Raw genomic sequence first — 23085 nt, forward strand, 5'->3', positions numbered from 1 at the left:
AGTCTATCCGGTATTGCAGGATGGGTTTCATTTTGAATATTTTTTATTTACGTATTACCAGCGGCGGTGGCCATGAAATGGCCTATAATATGCCCTGTGATAGTACGGTCTGCAATAGCTTACGGAAGTGTAATATCGTGGTCTGCCGTAATAAACACTTCTACGATAGTAAACGGGTTCGGGGTAGTAAGGACGATAATCATCGGCTATAATAACCCGGTGATGTGGGTAGCGATATCCAAATGACGCGGCAATGGATATACTTTGAGCTTTGGCAAATTGAAATGAAAATAATATGGCCAGGGTTATTATCGAAATTTTAATCAGTTTCATGGCTTTAAAAATTTATTAGTTAATAACTTTGTCTACATTTATATTGACTGGAAAATAAACCACCGGTTTAATTTTTTTATTCTTTTTAAGCATGTATTACATCATTTTTACGGTACTACTTTTGTCTATTGTGCTAACAATTTCATACATAGTATCTTATTTTGGGAGATTACGGGCTGAAGAAAAAAAACTGGAGAAAATCAAAAATAAATGGGCTAAACCGGTAAACTCAAAGCGCAATTTCGATTTGATAAAAATTTACCTGGATGCAGATATTACTAAAGGCAAAATAACAGCGGTAACCTCGGATGACCTTGACCTGAAAAATGTTTTTAACTATATAGACAGAACTAATTCAAAACCCGGAAAACAATTATTATATAAAAAACTGCATTTTCCGGAAACATCACCGGATAATTTATTGAAACTTGATGCTAAGGTAACGGCCCTGAACGCGGATGCACCTAATCGCGAATTTTTGGAACTCGAACTTTCAAAGCTCAACCATAGTAATGCCTATCAAATTCCCAACTTATTTTTAAAAACGCATGCGCCACTATTTGCACCTGTAATGGCTTTGTATGTTAAAATAGTGCCGTATTTAATTTTAGCGGTAATTATTTCACTTATTGTTATACCTAACCCTGTTAGCTTGATTATATTGGGCGTTCTGTTGGGTTACAACACAATATTTCATTTTGCCAGCAAGGAAAAAGCAGCTGGATATTCTGACTCACTGCCCCAACTGTTAATAATGCATAAAGTAGCCGTTTGGTTAGTTAAATATGCCAATATCGGCGATACAGGTGACATCAAAAGGTGCCTCGTAAATCTCGCCGGCCTGAGACGATCATTGACTATTGTGAATTTCGAAAGTGAGCTGGTGGTTGATTCGGACTCCCCTGGCTATGCGGTATTCCAGTTTTTTAAGGTGCTTTTTCTGCTCGAACCCCATATCTACACCAATTCAATAAACCACATTGGCAAATTCCGCGACGATATTGAAAAGGTGTACAACTTTGTAGCCGAGGTAGATATGCTGATAGCCATACAATCGGTAAGGGAAGGTTTGCCGTTTTATAGCAAGCCTGAATTTATCAGCGAGGATGCCAAAATGGAAATTACCGACCTGTTCCATCCTTTGATAGATAATTGTGTGCCTAATTCATTGTATACCCGGGCAGATAGGGGAGCTTTGATAACCGGCTCAAACATGTCGGGGAAAACTACATTCATTAAGGCAATAGCAATCAATACTTTGTTGGCCCAAACTATATTTACCAGCTGCGCCAAGGCTTACAAGGCACCATTCCTGAAAATACAAACCAGTATCAAAATAACAGATAGTATTGAAGAGCAACAAAGCTTTTTTCAGGCACAGGCGATGGCTATATTAAATATTGTTGATAGCAGCAGTGCTGCCGAAGAAATTAAAAGCCTGGTTATTATAGATGAAATTTTCAGGGGAACAAATACAATTGAACGTATTGCGGCCGCAAAATCGGTATTATCATATATCACAGCCAATGATAATTTTGTTTTTGTATCTACCCATGACCTTGAACTGGCCGAATTACTTGATGAAGACTTTGCCATTTACTCGTTTGAAGATTCCAAATCGGGCAAAACGCTGGTATTTGATTACAAATTAAAAGAGGGACTGCTTAAAAGCAAAAATGGTATTGCCATATTGGCCTCCATGGGCTACCCGGAATCTGTAATTGATGACGCTAATATAGTTAGCGAACGCATGATGTTGAAGTATATGGAGTAGGGGGGCTGTAGCATTAAGTGGCGTACCTACGGCACGCAAAGCCCTTCCTTTTGTTTTCTACCGATATTTGACTCCTACGGAGTCGTTTTGCATGGCTGATTTTAAATTAACATCTATGGGGTACCCGGAATCTGTAATTGAAGATGCTCACATCGTAAGCGAACGCATGACGTTGAAGTATATGGAGTAGGGAGCCTGTAGCATTAAGTGGCGTACCTACGGCACACAAAGCCCTTCCTTTTGTTTTCTACCGATATTTGACTCCTGTGGAGTCGTTTTGTATGGTTGATTCAATTTTTAAAAATGATAGATTCGACTCTTGTATATATAAGTCAGATAAGTGACCCCGTCGGGGTCCGATATCGGTAGAAAAAAATAAAACGTAGGATGCGTGCCATAGGTACGCCACTCTTGCTTTCTTTTTTATGAAATTTTTTGTACTATTATAAATCAGATAAGTAACCCCATCGGTGTCTGATGTCGGTAGAAAATGGATAAACATAGGTTTACGTGCCGTAGGTACGCTACTTACAAACCAAAATCAACAAACAATGGCCAATACCTATACCCAGATTCACATTCAATGTGTTATAGCCGTAAAATTTCGGCAGTCACTCATCAAACCAACGTGGAAAGACGAGTTGCATAAATATATTACCGGAATTGTCAAAAACAACGGCCATAAGATGATAAGCATCAATAGTATGCCAGATCACCTGCATTTATTCTTTGGTTTCAGACCAACCCAATCATTATCAGACTTGATGAAAATGGTAAAAGGCTCATCGTCTGAATGGATTAATAAGGAGAAATTTAGTAATTCCCCATTCAAATGGCAGGAGGGGTATGGAGCGTTCTCTTACTCGCGGTCTCATATTAAAAAAGTTGCTTTATATATTGAAAACCAGGAAGAACATCATCGGCATAAAACCTTTTTAGAAGAGTATAAGCAATTTCTTGACCATTTTGAAGTAGACTACGATGAACGATATATTTTCAAGCCGTTAGAATAGGCAACTTACTCCCCCTCATACAGTTTCAGCTTATTCCTCAGCCCACGCATATTTTCCTGCATTTGTTCAATCCTGTCAAGCATATGGGTTATAGCCTCGATGCCTGCAATATTGATGTCCAACTCGTGCAAGCTAATTATTTTCTGAAGTTTTTTTAATTCCGACTCGGGAATGAATATGGTTTGGTCAACTTCTTTAACATCAACAAGCCCCGCTTGCCGCAATGAAGTAATAAAAGTGAACTCTACATTATGGTAAACACAAAATTCATCGACTGTAATTAGATTCTCCGTTTTCATAATATTCAGGATTTTGACAGTTCTTCAAACAGTTGCTTTTGTTTTTCGGTAAGGTTGGTTGGTATTTTTATATTATAGGTAAGATATAAGTCGCCAAACTCATTCTCTTTTTTATAAACTGGCATACCCTTGCCTTTCAGTTTTACCTTAGTGCCATTTTGAGTTTCGGGCTTTACTTTAACTTTTACTTTTCCGGTTGGCGTTTCGGCCATGATCTCGCCGCCTAATACCGCTGTATATAAATCAAGATCAATGGTATTATAAAGGTTGGCGCCATCGCGTTTAAAACGGGCATCGGCAGGGATATTGAATTTAATAAACAGATCGCCGGCTGGGCCTCCATTTACACCCGGGCCCCCATGGCCTGCAATTTTTATGGTCTGCCCATTTTCAATTCCCGCCGGGATAGTAATTCGTATATTTTTTCCGTTAACGGTAAGCGTTTGCTTATGTGTTTGCAAAGTATCCTGTAGGTTCAATTGGAATTCGGCATTCAAATCCTGCCCGCGGTACCCTGTGCGGCGCCCACCACCTGCGCCTCCGGCTCCACCAAACATCGATTGGAAGAAATCAGAAAAATCTTCGCCTCCGCCAAAGCCGCCTCCAAATCCTTCAAAGCCACCCGCCCCACCATTGCTACGTTGCCGGTTTTGTTGCTGCCTGGTTTGTTGTTCATATGCTTCGCCATGTTGCCAGTTTTCGCCGTATTTATCGTATTTTTTGCGTTTTTCGGGGTCGCTTAGTACTTCATTGGCCTCGTTTATTTCCTGGAATTTTTTATTCGCTTCAGCGTCGTTGGGGTTTAAGTCGGGATGATATTTGCGGGCCAGCTTGCGGTAAGCATTTTTAACGTCTTTGTCCGAAGCTGCCTTGTCTACCCCTAATATTTTATAATAATCAATAAAAGCCATGATTGGTTGATGTGTAACTTATTCTAAATAACTGTATAAAGATAAGATGGTTTTCAAATAATCCGGCATTATAAACGGTCAACATTTGGTTATATATTCTAATTATATCACGCGGTTGTTTTTACCAGATTTGTAATGCCGCCAAACATCGGGATCGTTTTACCTGGGATTGAATAGCGATGAAAGAAAAAATATAAAGTTTAAAATAGTAGTGTAAATTTGATACATGCAAAACCAATTTTTTCACCTATTTAGCGATATCAAAACCAAAGAGATTGCGCCGGGATATTTTTCAAAACTGATCCACACTAATTCCAACACCATAAATTTTATTGAAGTAAAGGCTGGGATATCTTTACCGATGCATAAACACGTACACGAACAATCTTCGTTTGTGCTGGAAGGCAAATTTGAGCTTACTGTTGATGGTATTCCGCAGGTGTTAGATCCCGGGATGTTTGCAATCATCCCATCAAATATTGTGCATGGTGGTACCGCTGTTACTGATTGCAAACTAATTGATATTTTTAGCCCTGCCCGCGAGGATTATAAATTATTGTAAGCGGTTAATTTTGTTAGGGATTTATTGCTGTAAATACTAAGTTTGCCCTCCCAAAAAACAACATACTATGCCAATAACCAAAGCAACGCTTACCGACGTAGCCGAACTAAATATATTAATTAATAGTGCCTACCGGGGCGAAGAATCAAAAAAAGGCTGGACTACAGAAACAGACCTGGTTGGCGGTATCAGGATTGATGAACCGATGTTGATTGATTACCTGAATAACGATGCCATCACTATTTTAAAATATACCAACACAGATGGCAAGATCATAGGTACGGTATACCTTGAAGTTAAAGGGGACAAGTTATACCTGGGTATGTTTAGCGTATCGCCGGCGCTGCAAAACGGGGGAGTGGGCCGCGCTTTAATTGAGGAGGCCGAAGTTATTGCAAAGCGACTTAACCTCCATACCATCAGCATGACGGTAATACGTAGCCGCAAAGAGTTGATTAGCTGGTATGAGCGGCGCGGTTACGCATTCACGGGCGAAATTCAGCCATTTCATGATCACGGCCGTTTTGGAGCACCAAAAGAATTGATAGAACTTATTGTAATGGAAAAAACGGTTTAAGCGCCGTTATTCATTAGTTGCTGAAAACTATCAATAAACTGGCCCACGTGTAAGCCATCTACCAGGGCGTGATGTACATGGATAGATACAGGCATTGATCTTTTGCCATCCTCTTGTATTGTCATTTTGCCAAAGGAGATCTTGGGGCAGCTATCTTCAATACCAAACATCCGGGCATGCGATATACTGGTAAAGTCGATCCACGGTAATGACGAAAACCGGATGATATTGGTTGCCGAAGAGCGTACCAGCTCATTGGATTGTTGCACCTGCTCAACCTCCTGATTGGCGGCAACTATAAATTCATCAAATGAAGGCGCGTATGGAAACGATCCGAAGCCGAATGTGCCATTTGTACGCCCAACGGTTGATCCTCCGTCTACCTGATCGTGGATGTATACTTCATCACCTTCGATGCGATAAGTAAATTCGGCTATTTTTTGCGAAGCAGCTAACGCAAGGTACATGGTGTATAAAAAGAATGATGCCTTTTTTTCTTTGGCAAATACGTACGCGGCTGTACAATCCATAATTACGGTTACACCGTAATAAGGCTCGTCAAATTGCTTAAAGAAAAGAAAATGTTCTTTGCGTACCCAGGTATCAAGATCTAATTTTTTCTTCATCCTTTTACCGATGATAAAATATCTGTAAGCTTATCGGCCTGCATGAATTTTTCATGACTTAAGCTTGTCTCCACATGTTCATGTGCCCAGGTGGTATGATAGGGTACATGTATAGCATATCCGCCAATATTCAACACCGGCATTACATCCGATTTAAGGGAATTGCCCACCATCATAAACTCTTCAGGGTTGATATCCAGGTGTTTTATCAGTTTAATATAATCATCTTCCTTTTTATCGCTCATAATCTCGATATGGTGAAAATAATGCGCCAGGCCCGATTTTTTTAGTTTACGTTCCTGGTCAAGCAAATCGCCTTTTGTGGCTACAACCAGGCGATAATCAGTTTTTAGCGTTGATAAAACGTGCTCCACGCCATCCAGCAGTTCAATAGGCTCATTAAGCATCTCTCGCCCATATTGTAAAATAATGTTGATGGTATCAATACCAATCTTATTGTCTGATATTTTTAATGCGGCTTCAATCATACTCAGGATATAGCCTTTTATGCCATAACCATAAAGAGGGAGGTTATCAACCTCTACCTTAAAAAGCTCCTTTGAAATATCATGTTCGGGCAAAAAATCTTCCAGCAGGCTGCAAAACTTTCTCTCTGTATTCTGAAAATAAGGTTCGTTAACCCAAAGGGTATCGTCGGCATCAAAAGCGATAACTTTTAATTTCATGGTAATTGGTAAACTGATTGCAATAATAACGATACCGCTTGAATTATTTGACAAAATTGCATTAATGGCAGTGCAAACGCATCTAAGTTGGGTTAACATAACTTAACACATTTCAGGAAATATATTTATAAATATCTAATAATCAGTACTTTGTAATTCAGATAAGGTTAACATTAAACTGATGTTTTGCCAAATTTAAACGCATCAATTTTTGAGCCTATTAGTGGCCAAAATAGGTACCAAACAGATTTAAATCTTTTAGTAAGAAGCAGGTAATAAACACAAAGTAAGCAATATCTTTTTTAATAATCCGGTAACCTTTTTTTCAAAAACTGGTCTCCATGATGCAACCTTTGTTTTTAAAACAACGTCCTATAACCAACATGATCAAAACTATTCAATTAATGGAAGAGATACTGCCCCCTTTAAAAGAATTTATTGTTGATTATTGCAGCCGCTACAAAATTCGCAGTGTAGACCCCGGTAGCCTTTGCCTTGAAACCAGCCTCGATCTTGACCTCGATATTTTTGATATCGAAATAGACCTCTTCCTGGCCGATTTTACCGATCAGTTTAAAATAGACCAATCTAAATTTACCTGGTACAAATACGGGTACCCCAAAGGTTCAACCCGGGTAAGGATGATAAAAATGGTGTTTGGGTATAACAGCACCTGGGTAAAGCAACTTGCACATTACTGTTACAAACCCAAGTTTAAAGTGCGCAATTTGCAGGACGCCGTTATAACCGGTATGTTGGTGTAATTGCAAAAGCCCGCCGATCGGGACTGAAAAAGTCTGCATTGCAGCCGCAAATAGGGTATCACCTAAAATATTTTTGCTTTGTGTTAAAGATCAGTAGCCCTGGTATGGGTACGCTTTACATAATTACGGATATCGAGCACAATACCAGCGAAGAAGTAGAATATAAGGGGGAAACCTACCGCTAAAAACGATGAATAAATAAAAAACAAACGGATTTTGGCTATCGAAATGTTGAATTTTTCGCCCAGGTATGTACATACACCGAAGGAGTAGCGTTCAAAAAAAGTTAATATTCTTTGTAGCATGTCAGCTGAGCTTTAATATTTTATTACCAACGCCACATTGCAGGCATTTCTTGTAATTACAATAGTTATTTTTTAGTTCGATCAGTGCCTGCGATTCAAATGCATTGGTAATTTTCACCCCTAAGTTAACAAAATCTGCGGTAATATTGTTCTTTTCGGCCGGTAAATTTTCTAAAAGTTTTAGTGCGCGGCTAATATAATATTGCTGCTGGTGGTGTTTGCCATGGCTAAACAAGAACAAGGCAAGGGTATTGCTAAGCAATATATCAACCGAAGCCGCTCCCATAACTTTAGGCAATGGTTTTGAAACTACATCAAAACGGTAATGATTGTCCCAATACTCGTTTGTTTTAATGGATGCAAACAGGTTGCGTAAGGCATCGATATCCTTTATCTCCAATATCTTCGAAAACAAGTGATTGGCACTAACAATCAGCGCGGCAAATTGGGCAAGCCTGATGGTTGGGAAATTTGGAGGCCTTAAGCGCATAAATTTCCACAAATGGTTTTCTATTGGTTTAAGGCTGTATTTTTTTCGCAGGTAATCATATTCCTTTTTTAACTTAACGGGATAGTCATCGCTCAGGTCGCCCTCTAAAAAACCTGCCTGGCCAAATATGAGCGCTTCAATTTGCATCGGGTTATTCTTGTTTTTGGCCAACGTAAGCTGTGGCAACGATTTTGCGAGCAGTTCAAAGGGCAGGGCATTTGTTTTAAATCCAAAATTGGCGGCTAAAAACTGGTAAAACGTTTCTTCCCAATCCCCACGGTTAATGGTAAGGGCGGCTATTACGGCAGTTGATTTTTTTTCCAGCCGTTCCACCAAAACACGGGTAAGCCAGTTGTGCATAATTAGGCGGTCAACTGCACCAATACTTGCTTCACATGGTATGATAGTTTGGTTGCCGAATATCATCTGGTGATAACGGCCATATAATTCGGCCGGTACCCTGTCATTTAATTGCAGCGTAGGAACTGTTCGCCCATTGTTCAGTTTTAACGGTAAATCGTTGTTATAAACAACATGCAAAATCACATTATTATAAGCTTCATCGGTGGTGTGTCCGTGCTTTTGCCAATCGGAAGCCGAAAGATGTACTTCCACATTTCCAGCCCAAAGCGTTTCTCCAATTTTAATCCGGGCGTTATGAAAATCGGGGCCGGAATCGCTGTTGTGAATACCCGTGGAGAATATTTCCAGTGCCTCGCCATCTTCCGTTCGCAAATCTGAACGGTCAAACAGACGGAATTTCCATACGTAATGCAAAAAATCTTCGGTAAAAAGCATGCTTTAAATATAGTGAGTAGTTGATTTAGTTAGATTAGGCTGATTAAATTTTTTGTACGATAATTTGATTATGGTACATTTATACGTTTACCTTTTTTAAGCAAAATATGACTAATACATCCCATGTTACCGTTAAAACAACAGGCGACCGTATCAAATCAATAATTGGCGGATCGTTAGGAAACCTGGTTGAATGGTACGATTGGTATGTGTACTCTGCATTTTCGCTTTATTTCTCCAGCTCGTTTTTTCCCAAAGGCGACCAGACAGCCCAACTATTAAATACCGCAGGTGTATTTGCCCTTGGCTTCCTGATGCGGCCGATAGGCGGGTGGCTGATGGGTACATATGCCGATAAACATGGTCGTAAAAAGGCGCTAACCATATCGGTGCTGCTCATGAGCCTTGGCTCGCTTATTATTACCATAACGCCTGGTTACAAAACTATTGGTGTTGCTGCGCCGTTGCTGTTGGTGCTGGCCCGTGTTATACAGGGCCTGAGTGTTGGCGGCGAATATGGTACAAGCGCAACTTATTTAAGCGAAATGGCAGGCCGCAAACACCGGGGTTTTTATTCCAGCTTTCAATATGTAACCCTCATTATGGGCCAGCTGCTTGCCCTGGGATTATTGGTTTTATTGCAACGAATATTTTTAACTGAGCAACAGTTACATGACTGGGGCTGGCGCATCGCTTTCGGTATCGGAGCATGTCTGGCTGTGATTACTATGTACCTGCGCCGTAGTTTGCAGGAATCCGCGTCCTTTGCTAAAGAAAAACCCAGTACAATAAACGGTACTATTGCCGAACTGGCCAAACATCCAAAGGCTGTGCTTACAGTTATAGGCCTTACGGCAGGAGGTACATTGGCATTTTACACGTTTACAACGTATATGCAAAAGTTCCTGGTAGATACATCTGGTTTTAGCAAAGCCGAAGCTACCTTAATTTCAAGCCTTACTTTACTGGTTTTTATGCTGATACAGCCGCTATTTGGATTGTTATCTGATAACATCGGGCGCAAACCATTGCTGATAGGTTTTGGCATTTTAGGTACAATAACCACTATCCCGATACTCACATTGCTGGGAGGCACAAAAGACGGCTGGATTGCCTTCGGCCTTATTTTGGCAGCGCTTATTATTGTAAGTGGGTATACCTCTATTAATGCTGTTGTAAAGGCAGAACTTTTCCCGGCAAATATCCGGGCGCTTGGTGTTGGTTTCCCGTATGCCATTGCAGTATCTATATTTGGCGGGTCGGCCGAATACATTGCTTTAGGTTTTAAAACGGTGCATCACGCCCAATGGTTTTACTGGTACGTAACCGTGTGCATAGCTTTATCATTAGCGCTGTATATTACCATGAGGGATACCCGGAAACACTCGAAGATGGAGGAGGATTAAGGTTGGATGTGTAGATTTTAGAATTCAAATATGCACATGATCTTAGCGAGATGTCAGTCCGAAAATTTAGTTCAGGTTGGCTACAGCGGCGCTTGTTTCGTGTTGGGACAAAAAAGTATTTTGTTTTGCATTGGAATAAAAATAATGGATCACGCAGAATTTTGCCTCTTTTATCGCTAAAGTCAGGCATATCGCTTTTCGCCAATTAAATTTAAATTAACAACATAAGTACTATTAAAAAGCGGTTGTATTCAAAAGCCGTACCTTGAATTGTTGCTTTATTTTGTTTGCCAAATTATAAATGTTTTGCGCCACCCAAATCGGCAGTTCACTTACTTTGATTGCCAGACCAGTGAATCTGAATTACTCAGATTACTACATAGTGTGTAGTAATAGTGCGTTTTTTACAAATGTGTCAAAATTGTCTTTTAGTTCGTTATTTACAGTCGAAATTTTACCGTCGACGTGGTTGACTCGGGATTTTTGCCTGTAGCATACTAAATTGGTAATGCGTAATGTTTGCGATTCCAAATTTTAGTGGAAGTAATTTGTATTTTTGTCGACTGATCAAAATCAATGCAAAAGAAAAGTAAGCTTACGCTATATATTTTTATAGCCCTTATCGCCGGTGTAATAGTAGGTTATATTTATAACACCAATGTAATCAATAAAATTAATGCCAATATAAGTACAGCCGAGGCTCATATTAAAGCCATCGATAAAAACTTATTAGCATCGGCAGATACCACTACAGAAGCTTTCAAATCCATAAAAAAACTGAGGCAGACGGAAGTAAAAGCTCAGCAGGAAAACAGCACCTTAAGGGAGGATAGACTGGAGGGCTTTAATATTTTAAGCAAGATTTTCCTGAATTTGATAAAGATGATTGTGGCGCCGCTGGTGTTTACAACGCTGGTGGTTGGCGTGGCAAAAGTAGGCGATATTAAAGCAGTAGGCAGGATAGGCGGTAAAACGATGCTTTGGTTCGTCAGTGCCACCTTAGTGTCGTTATTATTAGGAATGCTGTTGGTTAACTTATTTGAACCAGGTAAAACCATGCACCTGCCGTTGCCAGACAGCCATTTAAGTACCGGTATCAAGAAATCGGCACTGTCGCTAACCGAATTTATCGGGCATGTGTTCCCCTCAAGCTTTATCAAATCAATGGCCGATAACGAGATATTGCAGATTGTGGTGTTTTCGCTTTTTTTTGGCATAGCCACAGCGGCGGTTGGTGAGCAAGGTAAAATTGTCATTAAAGCCATGGATGCTATTGCACATGTGATATTAAAGATAACCGGCTATGTGATGAAACTGGCCCCTGTTGCCGTGTTTGGCGCTATAACAGCGGTAATTGCCCGGCAGGGTTTAGGTGTACTATCAACCTACGGTATATTTATCGGCGAATTCTACTTTTCGTTAGTGCTGCTTTGGCTCATTATTATACTGGCCGGCTTTATTGTATTGCGCAAACCTGTTTTCAGATTAATAAGCAACATAAAAGATGCTATGCTGATCGCCTTCAGCACTTCAACCAGCGAAGCTGCTTACCCTAAAGTTCTGTTGGAATTGGAGCGTTTTGGCTGCAGTAACAAAATTGTGAGTTTCGTATTACCATTGGGATACTCATTTAATTTGGATGGCAGCATGATGTATATGACCTTTGCATCGTTGTTTTTGGCGCAGTCGTACGATATTCACTTATCGTTTGGGCACCAGCTGTCTATGCTGTTGGTGCTGATGCTTACAAGCAAGGGTGTAGCGGGCGTACCAAGGGCTTCATTAGTTGTTATTGCAGGAACACTATCAATGTTTAATATCCCAGAGGCGGGATTGTTCCTGTTGATAGGAATTGATCCGTTGCTGGATATGGGTAGATCGGCAACGAATGTTTTGGGCAATGCCATGGCTACTGCAGTTGTAAGCAAGTGGGAAGGGGAACTGGATAATTAGTGAATTAGCGATTTAGTGAATTCGTGATTTTTTAATCGCTGATTCAAATAATTACTCTTATGGCCGATATCCTATATTTTATAATTGATGATAAATAGTGAAAAAATTGATTTTGCAGAGGCATTTAGAATTCGCACAAAAAAGTTTGTTGTAGATAATATTAGATTTTACAAAACTTTACCAAAAACAGAGGAAGCTAAGATAATTGGAAGGCAGTTACTCAGATCGTCTTCATCTGTAGGAGCGAATTATAGAGCTGCCTGTCGGGCAAGGTCGCAAGCCGAATTTTATGCCAAGCTGTCGATAGTTGTTGAAGAAGTTGATGAATCGGCATTTTGGATGGAAGTACTAATTGAAGCTCAAATAGTTAATAAGTCGGATCTGATATTATTATTAGACGAAGCCAATCAAATCCTTAAAATAGTATCTGCGTCAAGAAAAACAGTGTCTACCAATAAAAAATGACAACCAATTTTAAATTCAATAATCACTAATTCACTAACTCGCTAACTCACTAATTAATATATGTCTTCAAAAACAAAAAAAATATTTCTCATCTCCACAATCGTTATTCCATTCCTTTTATACTGTTTTTACTACTACGGTATGATGATTAAAAACGCGCCTTACCGGTTTGCTGATTTTCAGTCCATATCGATCCAGTATGGCGAGAAGGATTCATTGGTTAATAAATTTAACTCAAGCACCGGCGACTACCAATACCTTAACAAGCGCGATTCGCTGGTTAAGGTAAACGTTAAGCTTACTGAGAATGACCTGCTCTATTTGCACCACAAGGCAGCCGGCCTGGGTTTCTGGGATTTTCCATCGAACGAGAGGGGAGATACTGTTAAAGAGAAACCGGTGCGTTATATCATCGAGTTTAAATATAAAACCAAAACCAAACGGGTTGTTTTTGATTCGAACTTTGCGGGCGACCCTAAATTGATAGATGCCAATAAACAGCTGATCAAAGAAATTGATCAAAGTTTAACAACGGCGGAACGAAGACTGAAAAAATAAAAGGCGGCAGGGTTGTTTATTAAATAACCAATCCCTATATTTGCACCTCGAATTTTAAAACAATAATTAACAAACATGTACGCAATAGTAAGTATAGCAGGACAGCAATTTAAGGTTGCAAAAGACCAGCAGATCTTTGTACACAGGTTACAAGGTGACGAGGGCGCTAGTATTGAATTTGACAGTGTATTGTTAGCAGAAAACGAAGGTTCATTCAAATTAGGTTCTGATTTGAAAGGCGCTAAAGTATCGGCTAAGATCTTGTCTCATTTAAAAGGTGATAAAGTAATCGTTTTCAAAAAGAAACGTAGAAAAGGTTACAAAAAGAAAAACGGTCACCGTCAGCAATTTACCAAGATCGAGATCACTGGTATCACATTATAATTTAAAGTTTTAAACCGAGCCGATTTATCAGCTCATAAAAGATATAAACAATGGCACACAAAAAAGGGGCCGGTAGTTCCAGAAACGGCCGCGAGTCGCATAGCAAACGTTTAGGTATCAAAATTTTCGGTGGTCAGCCAGCAATTGCAGGTAATATCATCGTTCGTCAGCGTGGTACTAAACATAACCCAGGCGTTAACGTAGGTATCGGCAGAGATCATACCTTATTCGCTTTAGCCGAAGGTATTGTAGTTTTCCGCAAAAAAGCTGATAACCGTTCATACGTTTCAGTTGTTCCGGCTACTGAAGCAGTTGCCGAAGTAGCAGCAGCGCCAGCGGTAGTTGAAGCAGCACCTGTTGCAGAAGAAGCTCCAAAAGCAAAGAAAGCAGCAGCACCAAAAGCTAAAAAAGCTGATACTGAAGAAGCAGCAGCTGAGTAATTAGCAAAGCTTTATAGATATAAGAAATCCTGGGTCAATTTGATCCGGGATTTTTTAGTTTACAGCCATTTTCATCTAACCGACATGTAAAAGCTAATTGGTATAGTGTAATACATGCGTACAGGAGTCCCGGCAACTAAGGCCGGTGCCCATTTGGGAGAGGTCTTGATTACCCTGATTGCCTCCAGGTCAAGGTCCTTGTCAACACTCCTTATTACTATAGGGTTAAGTATTGAACCATCTTTTTCAATGATCATTTGAACAAATACCCTGCCCTGGATACCCCTCAGACGGCAACTTAAAGGATATCGAATATTTTTAGCGATAAAGAGAGTGAACTGGTCATTTCCCCCCGGAAACCGGGGCATGGAATCGACTACAGAATAAACAGAATCATTAGGAGGTATCACCACTATTCCTGCTGATGATTGGGCTTTAATACTGATGGAATACGCAAACGCGAAAAATAATAAGATAAAGGCTTTATACATATAATATGGTAATAAAGCTAATATAAATCTTTTTATTCTACTATCAGCTTCTTTAAATAATAAGTATCCGGATCTATCACCGGCATGGTTTTGCTTGTGAGTGTTATCCCTTTTTTATCCAGGGTGTATCTTTTGGTAAGGCCATCAGTAGTAATGTCAGCAGGTAGCGGCATATCAATATTTTGAAGTTGGATGAGGTACTTATCACCGCGCTTTGCGGTTACATGAACTTCGAGTTTATTAACAGAATAAATATAGAGATCAAATAATGGTTTCAAATTGATACCGGCGGCTTTGCTGAAATATTCCTGCACATCTGCAGTAGTAACCAGGTTACTGTAGGTGTATTTAGGACTTGTAACAAAGCTTTTTATAGTTGGGAAGAAGATGGTATCGCCCATGATGTATCTCAGCGTATGCATAAAGAATGCGCCTTTACCGTAAATATCGCCATTATAAGCCGCCTCTTCGTCGATATCTTTTCCTATTACCAAGGGGATTTTGTTGCCAAATGAAAGTGCAGCTTGCTGGAAGTGTTTAATATAGGCTTGTTCGCCCTCCAAATCCCGTATGGGCATGGCATCGCCAAAGGTGCAAATACCTTCGTGGATCCAGTAATCGGCCCAGTCTTTGGCCGTTACTTTGTTGCCCCACCATTCGTGGCCAAATTCGTGATGCATCAGCCAGTCAAAGTCCTTTCCGCCGAGTTTACTGTACCTGAATTTGTTGCCATAGGCATTCATGGTTTGATGCTCCATACCCAGATGTGGCGTTTCGGCTATGCCTATTTTCTCTTTGGCCCATGGGTACTCGCCGAAGTATTTTTCCTGTATGCTGATGGTTTGCTCAAAAATATCCAGGTGGCGGTTGGCCTTGGCGGCATCCTCCTTCAGCACATAAAACTGGATGGGTACGGTAGTTCCATTAACGGTTTTATATGGCCTGCTTACCACCGTATAATCGCCTACGTTAAATAAGATACTGTAGTTGTTGATGCTATAGTTGGTTTTCCAATGATAAGTAGCTTTATCGCCGCTTTTGGTTACTTTTTGCAACAGGCCCGGCCCGGCAACTACCAGGTCTTTAGGTACGGTTATCATCATATCAACACCGTCATTTGGCTCATCCGAAGGGTGATCCTTACATGGGAAATAGAGTTTACCACCGGTGCCCTCGGCTGTGATGGCAACCCAGGCATGCCCGGTTGAATCCTTTGTCCACGTAAACCCATCATCCCATGGCGGGCGACGGGCTACATGAGGTTTGCCTCCATATACTACTTTAACGCTTGCCTTGCCGGCAGGTAATTCTTTTGTTGTGTTTATAGTGATTAGGTTATTTTGATAAGTGAATGGTTCCTTTTTTCCGTTTACCAAAACGTTGCTGATCTTTAAAGAGTCCAACAGGTCAAAAAGTAATACTTTGGTGGGCTGCGCCATGATTACATCAATGGTTGTATAACCATCTATAGTTTTCTGAACAGGATCAACAGTTAAGGAGATCGAATAATGTCGTACATCCATAATGGCTTGCTCTTGTTTGAGTTTGCCGCCAGAGGTTAGGGTTTGGGCATTTGCGAAGTTCGCAATAGATAATAGGAGATAGATTATATAACGCAATTTCATTACGACTGAATTTATTTATCTCATTAATTCTTTAGCTCTTTGATATCGGGAGGGCCGCCGGTAGGCGCCCCAAATTTAACAGGAACGGAGAATTTTGTTCTTACTTTATTCCCATTATTGATGCCAGGTTTCCATTTTGGGCTGTTGCCCACTATCTTGATTGCAATGGAATCTGCCTCAGGATTAAAACTCAAGGTAGTAATTGGATTGGTTGGACTACCATCTTTTTCAATTACAAAAGTTACGACTACCATTCCTGTGGAGGTATCTTTTCTGTTTGATTTTTTTAGACTTGAGTTGACATAAGCTTTAAACGCTTCCGTACCACCAGGGAATTCCGGAAGTTTATCAACCTCGTTGTATACTTGAGAGGTGTCCTGCTTTGCTTTTTGAGCGTTTGCAGAAAATCCTACCAGAATAATAGCTGCCAAAAATAATGTCTTTTTCATAACCTAAATATAATCAATACTCCCTCACCAACAAATTATCGGCAAACTGTCTTAAATACTGGCGGCGATCTTCCGACAGATTGATCTGATCCAGGGCATTAAAAGCCATTTCTGCATAGGTTTGCATCGCATCTTCTGCATAATTTCTGATGTTCAAACTGTCGTAAATAGCTGTTACCGCTGCAACCTTATCGGAGGCAGTAAATTCTTCAAGATTTAGCCACTTTTCAAGTTCGGTTGCCTGGCTGTCTTTTGCCAGTTCAAGCGCCTTTATCAGCAGATATGTTTTTTTATTGGATAGTATATCACCGCCAACCTGCTTACCAAATTTTTCCGGGTCGCCGTAAACATCCAGTATATCATCCTGTAACTGGAAAGCGATACCCAGGTTTACGCCAAAATCGTATAATAATTGCGCATCTCCTACTGTAGCGCCACCTATAATAGAGCCTATTTTTAAAGTGCCGCCCAATAACACAGCGGTTTTAAGCCGAATCATATCCACGTATTCGTCTATCTGTACATTGTTGCGCTGCTCAAAGCTCATGTCAATTTGTTGGCCTTCGCATACACCTGTGGCTGTCTCGTTAAAAACATCCATTACCCGGCGCAAAATAGCATCGTCAACCTTCATCATGAATTTGTTAGCTTCTACCATCATGGCATCGCCGGATAGTATGGCTACATTGGCGTTCCATTTTTCGTGTACTGTAATTTTACCGCGGCGCAAGGGAGCTTTATCCATAATGTCATCGTGCATCAGTGTAAAATTGTGGAACACTTCGATGGCCAGGGCAGGCTCTATCGCTTTTTCCACATCGCCTCCAAACAGGTCGCATGCCATTAGCAGCAGGGCAGGGCGCAAGCGCTTACCGCCAAGCGAAAGTATGTAGCTTATAGGTTCGTAAAGATCGGTAGGATATGCCGGAAAAGTAAGTTCGTCTACAGCCTTGCTCACCATGGCATGTAGTTCTGTAAGTTGTTTCATTTTTGTAGTTAACAGTTGATTAAGTTGATTGAGTTGGATTAAGTTGATTGAGTTACCAAAACCCAATCAACTTAATCCAACTCAATCAACCAATCAACTCAATATCAATCCTGTACTAACGAAAAATCAATTTGCTTCTTGGTCAAGTCAACGTTTTTAACCCTGATTTTTACCTCATCGCCCAGCTGGTAAATCTTCTTTTTACGCTGACCAATGATGCAATAGTTTTTCTCGTCCAAAGTATAAAAATCATCGGATATATCGCGCAGGCGAATCATGCCCTCACATTTATTTTCGATAATTTCGACATACATACCCCACTCTGTAACTCCCGAGATAATACCTGTAAAAGTGTTGCCAACCTGGTCGCGCAGGTATTCTGCTTGTTTGTATTTAACAGATGAGCGTTCGGCATCAGCTGCTTTCTTTTCCATTTGCGAACTGTGGGAACATAGCTTTTCGTAATGTTCTGCATTTACCGATTGTCCGCCGTTTAAATAATGGAATAACAGGCGGTGTACCATTACATCCGGGTACCGGCGAATAGGAGAGGTGAAGTGCGTATAATGGTCAAATGCCAGACCATAGTGGCTGCTGGTTTTTGTGGTATAAATGGCCTTAGCCATCGACCTGATGGCCAGTTGGGTAAGTACATTTTGTTCTTTTTTGCCTTCCACATCTTCCATCAGGAAGTTTAACGATTTAGCAGTTTCTTTATCCGATTTAGTGTTTATCTTATAGCCAAACCTGGCAGCAAATTGCGCAAAATTGGCTAATGCATCTGGTTTAGGTGAATCATGTGCGCGATAAACAAAGGTATATTTGTGTTTTCCTTTGCCCATTTTACTTACATGCTCGGCAACCTTACGGTTAGCCAATAGCATAAAATCTTCTATCAGTTTATGGGCATCTTTACGTTCTTTTACATAAACACCGGTTGGTTTTCCTGCTGTATCAAGCTTAAATTTAACCTCGGTAGTTTCAAAGCTGATGGCGCCGTTTTTAAATTTACGGTCGCGTAGTTTATAAGCTAAGGCATTTAGTTTAAGGATCTCGTCTTTAAAATCGCCTTCTTTGTTTTCTATTACTTCCTGAACTTCTTCATACGTAAAACGCCTGTCTGAGTAAATGATGGTTTTGCCGTACCATTCGGTTTGGATAAATGCATTCTCGTCCAGTTCAAAAACTGCCGAAAAACATAGCTTTTCTTCTTTAGGGCGCAACGAGCACAAACCGTTTGAAAGGCGTTCGGGCAACATCGGGATAACCCTATCAACCAGGTAAACCGAGGTAGCACGATCAAATGCTTCTTTATCAAGGGCAGAATCCGGAATGATATAATGCGATACATCGGCGATATGCACACCAACTTCGTAATTGCCATTCTCGAGTATTTTAAACGATAATGCATCGTCAAAATCCTTGGCATCAAATGGATCGATAGTAAACGTGGTGATATCTCTGAAGTCCCTTCTGCGGGCAATTTCTTCTGGGGTGATCACATCCGATATCTCCTCCGACTCATGTTCAACCTCGGCCGGGAAGGATAAAGGAAAACCATATTCGGCAAGGATGGCATTCATCTCGGTGTCATTCTCGCCCTGTGCACCTAAAATGTGTTTTATCCTTCCAATGGGGTTTTTGGCCTCAGCCGGCCAGTCGGTAATTTCTGCAACTGCTTTTATCCCATTTTTAGCACCGTTGAGCTCGCTCATCGGGATAAAAATGTCATGCATCATTTTACGGTCATCCGGGATGAAAAATGCAAAGCGCTCAGATAGCTTTACAATTCCTGTAAATTCCATTTTGGCGCGCTGCAGTATTTCGATGATCTCGCCTTCTTTACGTTTGCCTTTGCTAATGGCATATACGTAAACTTTAACGCGGTCGCCATGCAAAGCATTGCGAAGCTTGCGTGGGGCAACAAAAATGTCGCTTTCCAACTCATCATCGGTAACTATAAATGCCGAGCCGTCGTTCGTCAGATCGACACGGCCTTCCATAAATGTTTTTAGTTCAAGTAGTTGGAATTTGCCGGGCGAAACCTCTTTCAGTACAGATTTAAAAGCCTCGTCTTTTAGAATATCAAATATAATCTCGCGCGATTCGGGATCGCGGACGTTTAATTTTGCAGAAACCTGTTTATAATTAAGTGGCGTATTGCCGTTTTGTTCAAATACATCAAGTACCATTTGGGTGAGTACCTGAACGATAGAAGAATTATTTTTCTTTTTTTTAGACATACAAAAGTATTTGCGCTAAGATACAGATTTTTGGTGTTTGGGGGTGAAGGCGAAAAAGACAGGGTTAGGGAAATCGATTTTAAATTTGAGGTAGTGAATTTGCTCGATCAGTGGGAGCCCATTTTTTGAGTTAGACACGAATTCCTGACAATCCGGCTAAATTTATCGAATTTCACGAATTTTTGGATTGATAGACTGCATAACTTAAGATATACGCTAAATTACGGGAAACCTCAATTTAATGTTAACCATGTAAAATTATAAAATGTTTATTTTCAGATATTTATAAATTAAATATCTGAAATGTGTTAAGTTATGTTAACCCATCTTAGATGCGTTTGCCCTTCGCTATTACCCTTGCGGAATCGATGCAATCAAATTCCTGGTGTACTTCTCCTTTGGTCTGTAATAAATATCATCGGGGTAACCTGTTTCAATAATTTCGCCTTTATTCATTACCATCATCCTGTCGGATATGTGTTTAATAACGGCAAGATCATGCGAAATGAAAATGTAAGTGAGTTTAAACTCCTGCTGTAGTTCGCGTATCAGGTTAAGCACCTGTGCCTGTACAGACACATCAAGCGCCGACACTGATTCGTCGCAGATTATAAATTTAGGTTGCAGTGCCAGTGCCCGTGCTATCACTATACGTTGCCGCTGGCCTCCTGAAAACTCATGCGGGTAACGGTTAAAATGTTCGGGCAGCAGATTTACCCGTTCCAGTAATTCCAATACGTGTTTTTTGCGTTTGATATTATTGGCATAAAACTGGTGTACCTGCAAAGGCTCCATGATGGATTGACCGACGGTTAATTTGGGATTTAAAGATGAATAAGGATCCTGAAAAATGATTTGGATATTGCGGCGAATCTCGCGCAGGTCGTTCTTTTTTAAGCTGCGCAGATCTGTATTTTCAAAACTGATATTACCGGCTGTGGGCTCAATCAGTCTTAAAATGGTACGGCCTAACGTTGTTTTTCCGCAACCCGATTCGCCAACCAGGCCAAGTGTTTCGCCGGGGTAAACTTCAAAACTTACGTTGTTTACAGCTTTAACCACTTTTTTTGACAGGCCCAACAAGCCCGTACTAACCGGGAACCAGGTTGAGAGTTGACTAATCTTTAATAAAGGTTCTTGTGTATAAAGCTGTGTCCTTCTTGCTTCTATTTCAGCATCAGGATAATGATACATTGTCCTGATGTTTTCTATAGTGACCGATGATTTATTTTGGATATTTTCTGCATCAAAAAAATCGGCAACTATCGGCAGTTTCTTTAAATGTTGATTTGGTGATGGCCTGCACGCTAATAAGCCTTTGGTGTATGGGTGACTGGGATGATCGAATAAGTCGGGCGTATTGGCTTCCTCAACAATTTCGCCTTTATACATCACCATTACCCGGTCGGCAATTTCTTTAATAACCCCCAGGTCATGCGAAATGAAGATCAGGCTCATTTGGCGTGCTTTTTTAAGGCAGAGCAGTAATTCTATGATAGTTTTCTGTACGGTTACATCCAACGCGGTGGTAGGCTCATCGGCTATTAATATCTCCGGATTGCAGGATAGGGCCATAGCTATCATCACCCGTTGCTTTTGGCCACCAGAAATTTGGTGCGGGTAGCTATCAAAAATAGCTTCAGGGCGGGGGAGTTGTACTTCGTTAAAAAGTTCGATGGTTTTCTTTTTTGCTTCGGCCTTGCCCAATCCCAAATGTAGCCGGATAGCCTCGGTTAACTGGAAGCCGCAGGTAAGCACTGGATTAAGCGATGTCATGGGCTCCTGAAAGATCATGGCCATACGGTTGCCCCGAATGTCGCGCATATCAGCCTCGGATAGTTTGCACAAACTACTATCGTTTAAAAGCACCTCCCCGGTAATAACAGTTTTATCCGCATCCAATAACCGCATCAAAGCAAGTGAGGTAACTGATTTACCCGAACCGGATTCACCTACAATTCCAATAGTTTCGCCTTTTTGTAAGTTAAAGGAAATATTTTTTACAGCTTTAAATAAGCCATCTCCCGTTTTAAAACTAACCTCCAGATTTTTTACTTTCAGCATTATTGGCCAACTATAGTTATCATCTCGTCTTTTATTAAATCTTCGCCGCGATAACGCCTTATCAGCTGGGCGGTAGCAACTACATCTTTTTGGCAATAGATGCAAATCCGGTCAAGCTGGTTTTCGTTCCAGTAAACGTGCCCCACCATGCTGCCGTCAATGTCGTCTTTTGGGGTAGGAATATCAAAAATGGCTGTAAGCAAATTTAGTGAGGTGTAATTTTTATAATCGCCAAATTTCCATAGCTCCATGGTATCCAGGTGGATAATTTCCCAGGGCTTTTTACCTGCAAGTTGTAGCTGGGGCGGAAAAGGAAGCCCGTTAATTAACAAACGCCTACAGATATATGGATAATCAAACTCCTTGCCGTTATGGGCCACCAAAACCAGGTTAGCAGGCTGGCTAAACAACAAAGCCGAAAAGTTGATGAGCAATTCTTTTTCATTATGCCCCGCGAACGATTTAACCCGCAAACCTATATTTTCTTTTCCCTTAGTGAAAACTCCAACGGATATACATACTATCTTACCAAATTCGGCCCAGATACCCGCGCGTTGGTAATATTCTTCGGGTGTTTCATCTTTACGCTGATATTGCGTTTTTACCTCCCAAAGCTTTTTAAAATGCTCAGGCACTTCATCATGTGTACCATATTGCGGCACAGTTTCAATATCAATTACCAATAAATTATGCAGGTCATACTGCTCAAGCATCGTGGGTTAGTTTTATGGAGCAATATAATGAATGTTTTAGTTTGATAGGTTTTACGTGATACGTTTTAGGTTATACGTTTGTAATTTTATTAATGCGTAACAAATCGCTCGATAGCTGGGATAATACTTTAAAAATTATTTCGCAGAAATAATTTTCACCACTCACCA

The 23085-nt window shown here is 40.6% G+C and carries 25 protein-coding genes; 11 read left to right on the forward strand and 14 right to left on the reverse strand.

Going from position 1 to position 23085, the window contains the following annotated elements; all coding sequences use genetic code 11:
• Positions 1-54 precede the first annotated feature (54 nt).
• Positions 55-333 carry a hypothetical protein gene (locus tag BMX56_RS29890; protein WP_143065461.1) on the reverse strand — a complete coding sequence of 93 codons (279 nt, stop codon included), beginning with the start codon at positions 331-333 and terminating at the stop codon, positions 55-57.
• Positions 334-424: 91 nt separating this feature from the next.
• Between BMX56_RS29890 and BMX56_RS17270 the strand changes: the two genes are divergently transcribed.
• Together BMX56_RS17270 and tnpA are read left to right on the forward strand one after the other, a co-directional pair.
• Positions 425-2107: a MutS-related protein gene (locus tag BMX56_RS17270; RefSeq protein ID WP_090650747.1), complete on the forward strand. Its 1683-nt coding sequence runs from the start codon at positions 425-427 to the stop codon at positions 2105-2107.
• 551 nt (positions 2108-2658) lie between these two features.
• Positions 2659-3120, forward strand: coding sequence for an IS200/IS605 family transposase (gene tnpA / locus BMX56_RS17275; protein WP_090651068.1), 462 nt, complete (start codon positions 2659-2661; stop codon positions 3118-3120).
• Positions 3121-3125: 5 nt separating this feature from the next.
• On the opposite strand, the gene BMX56_RS17280 is transcribed toward tnpA, so the two are convergent.
• Positions 3126-3419 (reverse strand): chaperone modulator CbpM, encoded by a 294-nt coding sequence (locus BMX56_RS17280; RefSeq protein WP_090650749.1) that lies wholly within the window; start codon positions 3417-3419, stop codon positions 3126-3128.
• 5 nt (positions 3420-3424) lie between these two features.
• Positions 3425-4330 (reverse strand): DnaJ C-terminal domain-containing protein, encoded by a 906-nt coding sequence (locus BMX56_RS17285; protein ID WP_090650751.1) that lies wholly within the window; start codon positions 4328-4330, stop codon positions 3425-3427.
• 226 nt (positions 4331-4556) lie between these two features.
• Here BMX56_RS17285 and BMX56_RS17290 point away from each other — a divergent pair, with 226 nt between their 5' ends.
• Positions 4557-4892, forward strand: coding sequence for a cupin domain-containing protein (locus tag BMX56_RS17290; protein WP_090650754.1), 336 nt, complete (start codon positions 4557-4559; stop codon positions 4890-4892).
• Between the two features lie 67 nt (positions 4893-4959).
• Entirely contained in the window at positions 4960-5469 is a 510-nt protein-coding gene (locus tag BMX56_RS17295) for a GNAT family N-acetyltransferase (RefSeq protein WP_090650758.1), read from the forward strand.
• Here the strand turns inward: BMX56_RS17295 and BMX56_RS17300 are convergent.
• Together BMX56_RS17300 and BMX56_RS17305 are read right to left on the reverse strand one after the other, a co-directional pair.
• Complete coding sequence (locus tag BMX56_RS17300; RefSeq protein WP_090650761.1) at positions 5466-6095, reverse strand: chloramphenicol acetyltransferase; 630 nt, start codon at positions 6093-6095, stop codon at positions 5466-5468. The two genes, BMX56_RS17295 and BMX56_RS17300, sit on opposite strands and share 4 nt — an antisense overlap.
• The gene (locus BMX56_RS17305) at positions 6092-6781 is read right to left on the reverse strand and encodes an HAD family hydrolase (RefSeq protein ID WP_090650763.1); all 690 of its coding nucleotides are present in this window, start codon (positions 6779-6781) and stop codon (positions 6092-6094) included. Before BMX56_RS17305 ends, BMX56_RS17300 begins: the two co-directional genes overlap by 4 nt.
• A 383-nt stretch (positions 6782-7164) precedes the next feature.
• On the opposite strand from BMX56_RS17305, the gene BMX56_RS17310 reads away from it, so the two are divergent.
• Positions 7165-7545, forward strand: coding sequence for a DUF1493 family protein (locus tag BMX56_RS17310; protein ID WP_158643021.1), 381 nt, complete (start codon positions 7165-7167; stop codon positions 7543-7545).
• 83 nt (positions 7546-7628) lie between these two features.
• On the opposite strand, the gene BMX56_RS17315 is transcribed toward BMX56_RS17310, so the two are convergent.
• Both BMX56_RS17315 and BMX56_RS17320 read right to left on the reverse strand, forming a co-directional pair.
• The gene (locus tag BMX56_RS17315; protein WP_090650769.1) at positions 7629-7850 is read right to left on the reverse strand and encodes a PspC domain-containing protein; all 222 of its coding nucleotides are present in this window, start codon (positions 7848-7850) and stop codon (positions 7629-7631) included.
• A 1-nt stretch (position 7851) separates the two neighbouring features.
• A complete protein-coding gene (locus BMX56_RS17320) occupies positions 7852-9138 on the reverse strand; it encodes a DUF2851 family protein (RefSeq protein ID WP_090650771.1) in 1287 nt (428 codons plus the stop codon).
• Positions 9139-9245: 107 nt separating this feature from the next.
• On the opposite strand from BMX56_RS17320, the gene BMX56_RS17325 reads away from it, so the two are divergent.
• The 6 genes from BMX56_RS17325 to rpmA all read left to right on the forward strand — a co-directional run bounded on the left by BMX56_RS17325 (position 9246) and on the right by rpmA (position 14344).
• Positions 9246-10544 (forward strand): MFS transporter, encoded by a 1299-nt coding sequence (locus BMX56_RS17325; protein WP_090650774.1) that lies wholly within the window; start codon positions 9246-9248, stop codon positions 10542-10544.
• Positions 10545-11120: 576 nt separating this feature from the next.
• Positions 11121-12497 (forward strand): dicarboxylate/amino acid:cation symporter, encoded by a 1377-nt coding sequence (locus tag BMX56_RS17330; protein ID WP_090650777.1) that lies wholly within the window; start codon positions 11121-11123, stop codon positions 12495-12497.
• A gap of 87 nt (positions 12498-12584) precedes the next feature.
• Positions 12585-12962, forward strand: a complete 378-nt coding sequence (locus BMX56_RS17335; RefSeq protein ID WP_090650779.1) for a four helix bundle protein — start codon at positions 12585-12587, stop codon at positions 12960-12962.
• A gap of 141 nt (positions 12963-13103) precedes the next feature.
• A complete protein-coding gene (locus BMX56_RS17340) occupies positions 13104-13520 on the forward strand; it encodes a hypothetical protein (RefSeq protein WP_255369864.1) in 417 nt (138 codons plus the stop codon).
• A 75-nt stretch (positions 13521-13595) separates the two neighbouring features.
• On the forward strand, positions 13596-13904 hold the full coding sequence (gene rplU, locus BMX56_RS17345; RefSeq protein WP_090650782.1) for a 50S ribosomal protein L21: 309 nt from the start codon (positions 13596-13598) through the stop codon (positions 13902-13904).
• A 50-nt stretch (positions 13905-13954) separates the two neighbouring features.
• The gene (gene rpmA / locus BMX56_RS17350; RefSeq protein ID WP_090650785.1) at positions 13955-14344 is read left to right on the forward strand and encodes a 50S ribosomal protein L27; all 390 of its coding nucleotides are present in this window, start codon (positions 13955-13957) and stop codon (positions 14342-14344) included.
• Positions 14345-14415: 71 nt separating this feature from the next.
• Here rpmA and BMX56_RS17355 read toward each other — a convergent pair whose 3' ends face one another.
• From BMX56_RS17355 to BMX56_RS17385, 7 genes are all read right to left on the reverse strand, one after another.
• Complete coding sequence (locus tag BMX56_RS17355; RefSeq protein WP_090650788.1) at positions 14416-14835, reverse strand: energy transducer TonB; 420 nt, start codon at positions 14833-14835, stop codon at positions 14416-14418.
• Positions 14836-14867: 32 nt separating this feature from the next.
• On the reverse strand, positions 14868-16460 hold the full coding sequence (locus tag BMX56_RS17360; RefSeq protein ID WP_090650790.1) for a M1 family metallopeptidase: 1593 nt from the start codon (positions 16458-16460) through the stop codon (positions 14868-14870).
• A gap of 23 nt (positions 16461-16483) precedes the next feature.
• Positions 16484-16909, reverse strand: coding sequence for an energy transducer TonB (locus BMX56_RS17365; protein WP_090650792.1), 426 nt, complete (start codon positions 16907-16909; stop codon positions 16484-16486).
• A gap of 13 nt (positions 16910-16922) precedes the next feature.
• Positions 16923-17897, reverse strand: a complete 975-nt coding sequence (locus tag BMX56_RS17370; RefSeq protein WP_090651070.1) for a polyprenyl synthetase family protein — start codon at positions 17895-17897, stop codon at positions 16923-16925.
• 104 nt (positions 17898-18001) lie between these two features.
• Complete coding sequence (gene rnr / locus BMX56_RS17375) at positions 18002-20140, reverse strand: ribonuclease R (RefSeq protein ID WP_090650795.1); 2139 nt, start codon at positions 20138-20140, stop codon at positions 18002-18004.
• A gap of 351 nt (positions 20141-20491) precedes the next feature.
• A complete protein-coding gene (locus BMX56_RS17380) occupies positions 20492-22204 on the reverse strand; it encodes an ABC transporter ATP-binding protein (protein WP_090650798.1) in 1713 nt (570 codons plus the stop codon).
• Positions 22204-22917 carry a 3'-5' exonuclease gene (locus BMX56_RS17385; RefSeq protein WP_090650801.1) on the reverse strand — a complete coding sequence of 238 codons (714 nt, stop codon included), beginning with the start codon at positions 22915-22917 and terminating at the stop codon, positions 22204-22206. Before BMX56_RS17385 ends, BMX56_RS17380 begins: the two co-directional genes overlap by 1 nt.
• Positions 22918-23085: the final 168 nt, after the last annotated feature.

It is taken from the genome of Mucilaginibacter sp. OK283 (assembly GCF_900110415.1).
Lineage (GTDB): Bacteria > Bacteroidota > Bacteroidia > Sphingobacteriales > Sphingobacteriaceae > Mucilaginibacter.